The following is an 11,452-nucleotide window of genomic DNA, read 5'->3' on the forward strand; positions in this document are numbered from 1 at the left end:
GGCACCACCATGACCTCCGACTCCGACCTCGACCTCGGCGAGACCCGCGCCGACGTCATGGCCGCGACCCGCGAGCTCGACGGCTCCGCCGTCCGCGACCTCCTCCTCGACGCCCTCCTCGTCCGGGGCGTCGACGCGACGGTGACCCAGGTCATCATGCCGGTGCTCAAGGAGGTCGGCGACGACTGGGAGGCCGGGCGGCTCGGCGTCGTCCACGAGCACTTCGTGTCCTCCGCGTTCCGCGGTGTGCTCGGCGAGCTGCGTCTGCCGGTGCAGGGCGGCCAGGCCCGGACCGTCGTCCTCGCCTGCCCGCCCCGCGAGCTGCACGACCTGCCCCTCGAGCTCTTCGGGGCCATGCTGCACGCGCGATGGTGGCGCGTCGTCAGCCTCGGCGCGAACTCGCCGATGGCCGCCACGGCCGAAGCGACGCGGTTCCTCGGTGCCGATGCCGTCGTGCTCGCCGGGGTCCGTCGCACCGCGTTCGAGGCCCGCCTGCCCTCGCTGGCCCGCCTCGCCCGCACCACGCCGGTCTTCATCGCCGGGCAGGGCGCACGCGCCCTCGCGGCCCCGCCTCCCGGAGTCACCGTCCTGCCCGACGACCTCGTCGAGGCGGCGATGGTCGTCGACGCCGTCCGGGGGCGCGGTACGGGCGGCGACGCCGACCTGGGGGACGAGGACGCGGCCGAGCCCGTCGTCGGCTGACCCGCCGGTCCGGTGCTCTAGCGTGGACGGATGCGGATCACCCACCTCGGCCACGCCTGCCTCCTCGTCGAGATCGCCGACGCCCGGGTCCTCATCGACCCCGGGACCTTCGCCGACGACGACCTCGCCGCGGTCCGCGACCTCGACGCCGTCCTCGTGACCCACCAGCACCCCGACCACCTCGACCCCGACCGCGTGCCGGCGCTCGTCGCGGCCAACCCGCGAACGCAGGTTCTCTGCGACCCGGGCAGCCTGGACGTCCTGCGCGACCTCGGTGTCGACGCGCAGGCCCACGAGGGCCCCGGCACCGTCGGCGCGGTCACCGTCACGCCGGTCGGCGAGACGCATGCCCTCATCCACGACGACATCCCCCGGATCCCGAACGTCGGGGTGCGTCTCGACGCGGCCGGTGAGCCCTCCTTCTTCCACCCCGGGGACGCCGTGGACGCCGACCCGGGGCAGGTGGACGTCCTCGCCTTCCCGCTCAGCGCCCCGTGGGCCCGCAGCCGGGAGATGACCGCCTTCCTCCGCCGGCTCGACCCGCCGCACGCGATCCCCGTGCACGACGGGCTGCTCCAGCCCAGGGGCCGGGAGGTCTACCTCAAGCAGGCCGGTGAACTGGGCGGGGAGCACACCCGGATCCGCGACCTCGCGGGCGTGGGGCCGGTCGAGTTCGCCACGGCGTAGCCGGCACGGTCGGCGCGCTCAGTCCTCGGTGTGCCGGCCGCGGGCGTCCTGGGTCTTCGTGGCGAGCACCGCGGCGCCGATGATCCCGGCGCGGTTCTTCAGCTCGGCCGGGACGATCGGCGTGCGGATGTCGAGCAGCGGGAGGAACTCCTCGGAGTCCTTCGAGACCCCACCGCCCACGACGAAGAGATCCGGCCACAGGAGGTCCTCGAGCGCCCGGTAGTAGGGCTGCAGGCGAGTCGTGGCCCACTCCTCGTAGGAAAGCTCCTCGCGGGTCTTGACCGAGCTGGCGGCGCGCGTCTCGGCGTCGTGGCCGTCGACGACGATGTGGCCGAGCTCGGAGTTGGGGACCAGCACGCCCTCGTTGAAGATCGCGGTGCCGATGCCGGTGCCGAGCGTCGTGACGACGACGAGCCCGTCGTGGCCCTTCGCCGCGCCGAAGTGCAGCTCGCCGACCCCCGCGGCGTCGGCGTCGTTGACCACCACGACGTCGTGGTGCAGGCGGTCCTCGAGCAGTGTCTCGATCTCACAGCCGATCCAGGACTTGTCGATGTTGGCGGCCGTCTTGACGACGCCGTGCTGGACGACACCGGGGATCGTGACCCCGATGGGGGAGGAGCCGCGGACCTCGTCGAAGTGGTCGACCACCTGCGCGATCACCTCGCACACGGCCTCCGGCGTCGAGACCTCGGGCGTCGGGATGCGCAGCCGCTTCGTCGCGAAGTCGCCGGCCTCGAGGTCGACCGGCGCTCCCTTGATGCCGCTGCCGCCGACGTCGATGCCCAGCGGGTAGGCCGTGCTCATGCGCTGCCGCCCACGGTGAGGATCTCCGGACCGTCCTCGGTGACGAGGATGGTGTTCTCGAACTGGGCCGACCGACGGCGGTCCTTGGTGACGACCGTCCAGCCGTCCTCCCACATCTGCCAGTCCGGGCTGCCGAGGTTGAGCATCGGCTCGACCGTGAACGTCATGCCGGCCTCGATGACGGTGTCGTACGCGGGAGCCGCGTCGTAGTGCGGGATGATCAGGCCGCTGTGGAACGCCGTGCCGATCCCGTGCCCCGTGAAGTCCCGGACCACGCCGTAGCCGAAGCGCCGCGCGTAGGACTCGATGACCCGGCCGATGACGTTGACCGCGCGACCGGGACGGGCGGCACGGATGCCCCGCAGCATCGCCTCCCGGGTGCGCTCGACGAGCAGCCGGGACTCCTCGTCACCCTCGCCGGCGATGTAGGAGGCGCAGTTGTCGCCGTGCACGCCGTCGACGTACGCGGTGAGGTCGATCTTGACGATGTCTCCGTCCTCGATCGGACGGTCATCGGGGATGCCGTGGCAGATGACCTCGTTGACCGACGTGCACAGCGACTTGGGGAAACCCTTGTAGCCGAGTGTCGACGGGTAGGCGCGGTGGTCCATGAGGTACTCGTGCCCGACCCGGTCGACCTCGTCGGTCGTGACGCCCGGGGCGATGACCGCGGCGGCGGCGGCCATCGCGTCGGCCGCGATGCGGCCGGCGACGCGCATCTTCTCGATCGTCTCGGCGTCCTTGACCTCGGGGCCGGTGTAGGGCGACGGCTGCGGCCTGTCGACGTACTCCGGCCGCGCGATCTCGAGAGGGACGGTCCGGCGCGGTGCGACCGTGCCGGGGGAGACACTGGCGTAGGTCAACGGCATACGGTGGAGTCTAGGCAGGTCCCCGGTCCGAAGGAGAGCCCCCCGATGCCCTACTGGTACAACGTCGACACCGGCCAGGTCGAGACGGACGAGACCCGCAGCCAGGACGCGGACGTCCTCGGTCCGTACGAGACCGAGGAGGCCGCGAGCCGGGCCCTCACCACCGCGCGCGAGAAGACCGAGCGCTGGGACGCCGAGGAGCGCGAGTGGGACGAGCGCGGCACGTCCTCCGGAGGCGGCGACACCGGAGGGTCGTGGTGAGCCTCAGCCGTTGACGAGGCGGTGCACGGACACCGCGTAGCCGCTCGTCGCGGTGAAGGGGGCGCGGTCCCACGTCGAGTACCGGGTCAGGTAGGACAGGCCCGCCACGTGGGCCGCGCGGTCGTACTGCGCGGTCGAGACCGCGGCGCCGCCCTCGGGCAGCGAGCCGGCGAGGCCGAAGCCCGCGACGAGGTACCCGCCCGGCGCCAGGTGCGCCGTGAGCCGGGCGAGCACCGGGTGCAGGGTGCCGTCGGCGAGGTAGGGCACGACGTTGCCGGCCATGACCACGGCGTGGAACTCCTGCTCGTTGCGCAGGTCGAGGGTGGCGAGGTCGGCCACGGCGAAGCGGGTGTCGGGGTCCTCCGCGGCGAGGGCCACGAGGTCGGGGTCTGCGTCCACCCCGACCGCGGTGTGCCCCATCCGGGTCAGCTCGCTCGCGACCCGGCCGAACCCGCAGCCGGCGTCGAGGACACGCGAGGGCGGAGGCGCCAGCGCCGAGACGAAGCGGGCCTCGCCGTGCAGGTCCCGGCCCGCGGCCTCGAGGTCGAGGAAGCGCTGCCGGTAGGCCCGGGCGGCTTGCGACCCGCGCTGGAGACCCGCCCAGCGGGTGGTCGGGCCGGGCACGCTGGCGGGGCTGTCCGTGCTCCACATGTCCGTGGGACGCTCGGCGTCGGTCATCCGGTTCCCGTCAGGAGTCGAAGGAGTGCTCGGCGGCCGGGAACGTGCCGTCGGAGACCTCGGAGGCGTAGGCCTCCGCGGCGCGTTTGAGGTCGCCGCGCAGGTCGGCGTACTTCTTGACGAAGCGCGGTGCCCGCCCGCCACGCAGCCCGGCCATGTCCTGCCACACGAGCACCTGGGCGTCGCAGTCCGGACCGGCGCCGATCCCGATCGTCGGGATCCGCAGCGCCCGGGTGACCTCGGCCGCGACCGGCGCGGGAACCATCTCCATGACGACCGCGAAGCAGCCGGCCTCCTGGAGGGCGAGGGCGTCGTCCATGAGCCTCTCGGCCCCGGCGCCGCGGCCCTGGACCTTGTAGCCCCCGAGCACGTGCTCGCTCTGCGGGGTGAAGCCGATGTGCCCCATGACGGGGATGCCCGCCCGGACGAGGAGCTCGACCTCCGGCACCATCGGGGCGCCACCCTCGAGCTTCACCGCGTGCGCCATGCCCTCCTTCATGAAGCGCGTGGCGGTCGCCAGGGCCTGCTGCGGGCTCGCCTGGTAGCTGCCGAACGGGAGGTCGGCGACGACCATCGACCGGCGGGCCGCGCTCGTCACGGCGCGGACGAGCGGTACGAGGTGGTCGACGGTCACCGGGACCGTCGTCTCGAACCCGTAGACGTTGTTCCCCGCCGAGTCACCGACGAGGAGCACCGGGACGCCCGCCTCGTCGAAGATCTCCGCGGTGTACATGTCGTACGCCGTGAGCATGGCCCACTTCTCGCCCTGCTCCTTCATCCGCTGCAGGTGTGGCACCCGCACCCGGCGCTGCGGCGCAGCCTGGACACCGGTGCCGTACGGGGCCGTCGTCTCGGGGGCGGGGGAGGAGGGCGTCGTCGGCTCGCTCATGGGCCGATGGTAGGACCCCGACCCGGAGCGGACGAGGTCACCGCTTCTTCGGTGCCACCGTGATGTTGAGATGGCCGCCACGCGACGTGCCGTCGACGGTCACCGTCGTCCCGGTCTTCGGGACGTCGACGCCGTTCCATCCGGGCTGGTAGCGACCCGGGTGCTCGCCCGTGCAGGCGTCGGAGTCGCAGTCGAACCACCAGTCCTTCGTGTCGTCGAAGGTGCGTACAGCCCGCTGGGACCGGATGGTGGCCCGCTGGCTGTTGTTGTGCACCGTGATGGACTGGGTCCGCTCGGTGCCGAACGTCGAGTCGTAGGACAGGATCCGCGGACGCATCAGGGTGCCGTCGGCGTGGTGGTGGAAGGTCGGGTGGGCGTCGACCGGCAGGACGAGGCCGGCGCCGGGGTGCTCGCCGACGTTGTTGTCGTCGTACTCGGAGTTCCAGTACCAGACGAGCAGCCCGTTCTGGTACGGGTAGGTCTCGACCCAGTCGGGCCGCCTGTCGAGGAACCCGAAGTTGTAGGCCGTGCGCAGCGAGCGGTCGTAGCCGTCGTACTGCCGGTTCTCCAGGACGTAGGCGTTGAAGAACGACTGCGTCTCCGTGCCCGTCGTCTCGCGGAAGCCGGAGAAGGACCAGCCGTCGTCCAGCGCGGTGGCGCCGACGGTGACCGCGTCGACCTGGAACCCGGACTCGGCCACGGCGCTGTCGGTGCGGTAGCGGAACCGGATCTGGGTCGTCCCGGCCGGCAGGGTGGCGATGAGCTCGGTCCATTCGGGCCGGCTGCCGGTGATCCCGGCGCCGCTGTCGTTGAACCCGCTCTGGTTGTGGCCCTCGTGGTCCTCGCTGTCGGAGAGGTTGGTCTCGACGGGCGTCCACGCGGAGCCGTCGGGGGAGGCCTCGAGGAAGGCGTAGTCCCACTCGGCCTCGATCGCGTGACGGACCTGGGCGGTGAGGGAGGTGCCGGTGATGCCGTCGTGCGTCATCGTGACGTCGAGGTCGTTGCCCGACCCGCTGTAGAAGAACGTGTCGCCGTCGGCGGGCTCACCGAGCTCGAGCGAGGACTCGCGGTCGGGCAGCACGACGAACACGGCCTGGGGGGACTTGGTCGCCGGCACGTTGGGCCCGAGCTTGTGCCGGGAGCGCTCGCCGGCGTAGGCGACCTCGTAGAAGGGCCCCTCGTCGCCCTGCGGCTCGAGCCAGCCGAGCTGGAGCAGCTCCCAGGCGGAGAGGTCGGTCGGCGAGTCGCCGATGCCGTCGCGCCCACCGTCGCCGATGTTCGCGCCGGAGGACATGAGTGACCAGAACGCCGTGGAGTTCTCGGCGCCCCCGGTGTTCCCGGAGGTGTCGTAGAGGTCCGGCAAACCGAGGTCGTGACCGTACTCGTGCGCGAACACGCCGAGGCCGCCGTTCTCGGGCTGGATCGTGTAGTCACCGAGCCACACGCCCGTCGGGTTGTCCGGGACGCGTTCGCTGGACACGATGCCGCCGTTGGAGCCGATGTCGACACCCGACAGGCCGCCGGGGCCGTCGTTCTGGAGGTTGCTGTACCAGCGGTGGCTCCAGATGGCGTCCGAGCCCTGGTTGGGGTCGCCCGCGGCCTGGTCGCCACCGGCGTGGACGACCTGCATGTGGTCGATGAAGCCGTCCGGCTCGTCGAAGTTGCCGTCGCCGTCGATGTCGTAGCGGTCCCACACGTCGAACGCGCTGAGGTAGTCGGCGATCTCCTCGATCGTCTCCCCGGCGTCGAGCCTCTGCTGGACCCACACGGCCATCGCGTCGCGGGCGAGGGCCTTCGAGGTGGCGCAGACGATGTCCCCGCAGTAGTCGCGGCCGTAGAGCGCCTCGTTGAACGGCACGCGCACCCATCCGTGCACGGCGCCGTCGACCGAGTACCGGTTCGAGGACTGCCGCTCGTAGTACTTCGCCATCCGGTTGAAGTACATGTCCTCGTAGTGGGCCGCGTCGTAGTCGGGCTGCCAGAGCGTGGTGTTGTCGACGCGGCGGTCCGGCCTCGGGATCTCGTTGTGCCGCGGACCGGTGACGTCGGTCGTGCTGCCGTCCGGCGGCGGGCCCTGGAACAGGGGGTTCGGGTACTGCTCGTCCCCGAACTCGACGATGATGACGAAGACGGGGTCGGTGCCCTCGCGCTCGAGCTCGACGTACTGGCCCTTGCCCACCCGGGCCGTGCGCTCCTGGAACCCCTTCTCGCCCGTGACCCGCTTCTGCAGCGCCGTCTCGCGCAGCGCCTCCTGCTTGCGCGCGACGGCCAGCGGGTGGGTGGGGACGTCGGTGGTGGAGCGTGCGGCGGGCCCGGGCTCGGTGTCGAGCGGCGGGGCCGCCGGCGTCGCCGCCCGGGCGCCTCCGGTGGCGAGCGTCCCCACGGTGAGCAGGGCTGCCGCCGAGACCGCGAGGAGGCGGGCACCGGTCGTGCGGAGGTGTCTGGTCACGGCGTCTCCTGGGTGGGGTGTCCCCTGCGGACGGGCCGGCTCCGCCGTGGGCGGAGTCATCCGACCCAGGCATCTTCGTCCCGTCCGGAGACAGGTGCCAGCCCGGTCAATCCCCCGTTATCGATTCGTGATCTTCGCGCTCGAGGGCGGAGCGGCCGGCTCTCGCGCGCGGAGCAGGCACGGTCACGGGGCCCCGCGGGTGCACCCACGGGGCGGAGACCCGGGCGCGCTGACGAGACCTTGGTGAAAAGTTGACCATCCACTTGCCGATCCGGAACCGATTCTGTGGTTTGGTCCCACGGTGCCCCGTACCACCCATCACTGCGGGGCGGACATCTCGATGGAGGAGATCTCGTGAAGAGACGGAACATCAGCGCCGTGTCCGGAGTGGCGGCGGCAGCTCTCGCTGTCGCTCTCGCACCGAGCCCGGCCCAGGCGGTACCCGCCGGTCCGGACACCCCGGAGAAGGGCTCCGCGGTCAAGGAGGACAACCTGCCCAACCCGCTCGCGGAGGCTCAGGCCGAGCTGCGCGAGGAGGCCGTCCAGCAGCTCGTCCGAGGCGAGGCGAAGACCCGGACCATCAACGGCAACCGGGTCATCGAGGTCAAGAGCAAGAGGGGCGACAGCAACCGCAAGGGCAAGGGCAGCGGGAAGTCCAAGTTCGTCAACTACCCGGTCGACCGCGAGGAGGACATCTTCACGATCCTCGTGGAGTTCGGTGACCAGGTGAACCCTGCCACCGGCGGCGAGCCGGGGCCGGTCCACAACCAGATCCCGCAGCCCAACCGGGCGGTCGACAACTCCACCTACTGGGAGCCGGACTTCGACCGGGCCCACTACATGGACCTCATGTTCGGCGAGGACGGCGAGTCCTTCGCCGACTTCTACGAGAAGCAGTCCAACGGCCGCTTCGCCGCCAAGGGTGACGTCTCCGACTGGGTGCAGGTGCCCTACAACGAGGCCCGCTACGGGTCGAACGAGTACAGCAGTGCCTCGACCTACTGGCCGTTCGTGCGCGACACCGCCGCGGCGTGGTACGACGCGCAGAAGGCCGCGGGCACGTCCGACGCCGAGATCAAGGAGTACCTGTCCCAGTTCGACAAGGTCGACCGCTACGACTACGACGGCGACGGCGACTTCAACGAGCCGGACGGCTACATCGACCACTTCCAGGCCATCCACGCCGGTGAGGGTGAGGAGGCCGGCGGCGGTGCCCAGGGCGAGGACGCCATCTGGTCGCACCGCTGGTACGCCTACTCGACGGACCAGGGTCGGACCGGTCCCGAGAACAACAAGCTCGGTGGCGTCCCGCTCGGCGACTCCGGCATGTGGATCGGTGACTACACCACCGAGCCCGAGAACGGCGGACTCGGCGTCTTCACGCACGAGTTCGGCCACGACCTGGGCCTTCCCGACCTCTACGACACCGCCGGTGGTGACAACGGCACCGGGTTCTGGACCCTCATGAGCGGTGGCTCGTGGCTCAACCACGGTGGCGACGCCATCGGTACCACGCCCGGCTACATGGGTCCGTGGGAGAAGCTGCAGCTCGGCTGGCTCGACCCGCAGGTCGTGCCGTTCGGCCAGAACACCAATGTCAAGCTGGGCCGGGCCGACCGGGTCCGCGAGGACGAGGCGCAGGCGATCATCGTCCCGCTCCCCGAGCGCACGGTGACGACCGAGCACAACACCCCGCACTCCGGCGAGGGCGAGTGGTGGAGCGGCTTCGGCGACGACATCAGTGCCACGCTGACCCGCGACGTCGACCTCACGGGGGCGTCTGACGCCTCCGTCAGTGCGTACATCTCCGGGGACATCGAGGAGGACTACGACTACCTCTACGGTGAGGTCACGACCGACGGCGGGTCCTCGTGGATCCAGCTCGGCGACCCGATCGACGGCAGCGTCGACGGTGCAGGCAGCGAGGTCGACTGGACCGAGATCTCCTACGACCTCTCGGAGTTCGCCGGCCAGGAGGTCACCTTCCGCTTCCGGTTCGCCACCGACGGTGGCGTCGGCTCGGAGGTCTTCATCGACGACATCTCCCTGACGGTCGACGGTGAGACCACCACCGACGACGTCGAGGACGGTGCCGGCGAGTGGACCGCCGCGGGCGGCTTCGAGATCATCAACGGCACGACGACCAAGCAGGTCCGGGACATGTACATCGCGGAGAACCGCACGTACACCGGGTACGACAAGACGCTCAAGCAGGGCCCGTACAACTTCGGGTGGGCCAACACCCGGCCCGACTGGGTCGAGCGCTTCCCGTTCCAGAACGGCATGCTCGTCTGGTTCAGCAACGGTGAGTACACCGACAACAACACGAGCACGCACCCCGGTGCGGGACTCGCGCTGCCGGTCGACGCACGGCCGAACCCGGTGACGTTCGCCGACGGGTCGTACCTGGGCAACCGGCGCCAGCCGTTCGACGCCACCTTCGGCCTCGAGCGGACCGACCGGGTGACGTTCCACAAGAACGGCTCGCCGTCCACGGTGCCGTCGTCGAAGGCCATCCCGACCTTCAACGACAGCAACCCGGACCGCTACTGGTCGGCGCGGAACCCGTGGTCCTCGACCAAGGTCGCGGGCTCGGGCACGAGCATGACCGTGTCGAAGTCGCTCGACCGCGGCAAGACGCTCATGGTGAAGGTCCGCTTCAAGTGACCTGACCCAGGCGTCACGCCACACGGCCCGAGGGCCCCGGGACATCCCGGGGCCCTCGGTCGTGTCCCGGTGTCGGAGCCGAGCGCCGATGGGGCAGGATGCGTTTCATGGACCGTCAGCAGGAGTTCGTCCTCCGCACCATCGAAGAGCGCGACATCCGGTTCGTCCGGCTGTGGTTCACCGACATCCTCGGAACGCTGAAGTCGGTGGCCGTGGCGCCCGCCGAGCTCGAGGGCGCCTTCGCCGAGGGCATCGGCTTCGACGGGTCGGTCATCGAGGGCTTCGCCCGCGTCTACGAGGCCGACATGCTCGCCAAGCCCGATCCCGGCACCTTCCAGGTCCTGCCGTGGCGGGGCGAGAGCAACGGCACCGCGCGGATGTTCTGCGACATCACGCAGCCGGACGGCACGCCGAGCATGGCCGACCCCCGGCACGTGCTCCAGCGAGCCCTGGCCAAGGCCTCGGACATGGGGTTCACCTTCTACACGCACCCCGAGATCGAGTTCTTCCTCCTCGAGCAGGGCTGGCGTCCGGGAGAGAGGCCCCAGCCGATCGACACCTCCGGCTACTTCGACCACACCCCGCACGGGTCGAGCGCCGACTTCCGCCGGGCCGCGATCACGATGCTCGAGACGATGGGCATCTCCGTGGAGTTCAGCCACCACGAGGCCGGCCCGGGCCAGAACGAGATCGACCTGCGGTACGCGGACGCCCTGACGACCGCCGACAACATCATGACCTTCCGCACGGTCGTCAAGGAGGTGGCGCTCGAGCAGGGCATCTACGCCTCCTTCATGCCCAAGGTCTTCGCCGAGCACCCCGGCTCCGGCATGCACACCCACATGTCGCTGTTCGAGGGGGACACCAACGCCTTCCACGAGCCGGGGGCGCCCTACCAGCTCTCCAAGGTCGGCCGGCAGTTCATCGCCGGGCTGCTGCGCCACGGGCGGGAGACCGCGGCCGTGACCAACCAGTGGGTCAACAGCTACAAGCGGCTCTGGGGTGGGGGGGAGGCCCCGTCCTACCTCACGTGGGGTCACAACAACCGCTCGGCGCTCGTCCGGGTCCCCATGTACAAGCCCGAGAAGGGGCAGAGCACCCGGGTCGAGCTGCGCAGCATCGACACCGCGTGCAACCCGTATCTCACCTTCGCCGTGCTCCTCGCCGCCGGGCTCAAGGGCATCGAGGAGGGCTACGACCTCCCGCCGGAGACCGAGGACGACGTCTGGAGCCTCACCGACGCCGAGCGTCGGGCCATGGGGATCGGGAGCCTCCCCGCGAGCCTCGCGGAGGCGATCGAGGTGATGGAGGACAGCGAGCTCGTCGCCGAGACCCTCGGCGAGCACACGTTCGACTTCTTCCTCCGCAACAAGCGCGCCGAGTGGGCCGACTACCGCAACCAGGTCACGGCGTTCGAGCTCGAGCGGTACCTGCCGAGCCTCTGAG

10 protein-coding genes are annotated in these 11,452 nt (G+C 70.8%); 5 read left to right on the plus strand and 5 right to left on the minus strand.

Translation table 11 applies throughout. The features are described from left to right. The first annotated feature begins 9 nt into the window (after window positions 1-9). Both JQN72_RS05290 and JQN72_RS05295 read left to right on the plus strand, forming a co-directional pair. A complete protein-coding gene (locus tag JQN72_RS05290) occupies window positions 10-702 on the plus strand; it encodes a B12-binding domain-containing protein (RefSeq protein ID WP_204134121.1) in 693 nt (230 codons plus the stop codon). Window positions 703-732: 30 nt separating this feature from the next. Then, window positions 733-1,389 carry an MBL fold metallo-hydrolase gene (locus JQN72_RS05295; protein ID WP_204134122.1) on the plus strand — a complete coding sequence of 219 codons (657 nt, stop codon included), beginning with the start codon at window positions 733-735 and terminating at the stop codon, window positions 1,387-1,389. A gap of 18 nt (window positions 1,390-1,407) precedes the next feature. On the opposite strand, the gene ppgK is transcribed toward JQN72_RS05295, so the two are convergent. After that, window positions 1,408-2,193 carry a polyphosphate--glucose phosphotransferase gene (ppgK, locus tag JQN72_RS05300; protein ID WP_204134123.1) on the minus strand — a complete coding sequence of 262 codons (786 nt, stop codon included), beginning with the start codon at window positions 2,191-2,193 and terminating at the stop codon, window positions 1,408-1,410. Then, entirely contained in the window at window positions 2,190-3,062 is an 873-nt protein-coding gene (map, locus tag JQN72_RS05305) for a type I methionyl aminopeptidase (RefSeq protein WP_204134124.1), read from the minus strand. The genes ppgK and map overlap by 4 nt, the downstream gene beginning before the upstream one ends. Before the next feature lie 45 nt (window positions 3,063-3,107). On the opposite strand from map, the gene JQN72_RS05310 reads away from it, so the two are divergent. Then, entirely contained in the window at window positions 3,108-3,323 is a 216-nt protein-coding gene (locus JQN72_RS05310) for a methionine aminopeptidase (RefSeq protein ID WP_204134125.1), read from the plus strand. A gap of 3 nt (window positions 3,324-3,326) precedes the next feature. Here the strand turns inward: JQN72_RS05310 and JQN72_RS05315 are convergent, their stop codons facing one another. From JQN72_RS05315 to JQN72_RS05325, 3 genes are read right to left on the minus strand one after another with little or no spacing between them, the layout of a single operon-like run. Then, window positions 3,327-4,001, minus strand: coding sequence for a bifunctional 2-polyprenyl-6-hydroxyphenol methylase/3-demethylubiquinol 3-O-methyltransferase UbiG (locus JQN72_RS05315; protein WP_204134126.1), 675 nt, complete (start codon window positions 3,999-4,001; stop codon window positions 3,327-3,329). Between the two features lie 10 nt (window positions 4,002-4,011). After that, the gene (panB, locus tag JQN72_RS05320; protein WP_204134127.1) at window positions 4,012-4,890 is read right to left on the minus strand and encodes a 3-methyl-2-oxobutanoate hydroxymethyltransferase; all 879 of its coding nucleotides are present in this window, start codon (window positions 4,888-4,890) and stop codon (window positions 4,012-4,014) included. Between the two features lie 37 nt (window positions 4,891-4,927). Beyond that, complete coding sequence (locus JQN72_RS05325; protein ID WP_307812430.1) at window positions 4,928-7,339, minus strand: immune inhibitor A domain-containing protein; 2,412 nt, start codon at window positions 7,337-7,339, stop codon at window positions 4,928-4,930. A 354-nt stretch (window positions 7,340-7,693) separates the two neighbouring features. Here JQN72_RS05325 and JQN72_RS05330 point away from each other — a divergent pair, with 354 nt between their 5' ends. Both JQN72_RS05330 and glnA read left to right on the plus strand, forming a co-directional pair. Further along, window positions 7,694-10,006, plus strand: a complete 2,313-nt coding sequence (locus tag JQN72_RS05330) for an immune inhibitor A domain-containing protein (RefSeq protein ID WP_204134129.1) — start codon at window positions 7,694-7,696, stop codon at window positions 10,004-10,006. A 107-nt stretch (window positions 10,007-10,113) separates the two neighbouring features. Then, entirely contained in the window at window positions 10,114-11,451 is a 1,338-nt protein-coding gene (gene glnA / locus JQN72_RS05335; RefSeq protein ID WP_204134130.1) for a type I glutamate--ammonia ligase, read from the plus strand. Window position 11,452: the final 1 nt, after the last annotated feature.

Origin of the sequence: Phycicoccus sp. CSK15P-2 (assembly GCF_016888005.1) — a bacterium.
Lineage (GTDB): Bacteria > Actinomycetota > Actinomycetes > Actinomycetales > Dermatophilaceae > Phycicoccus.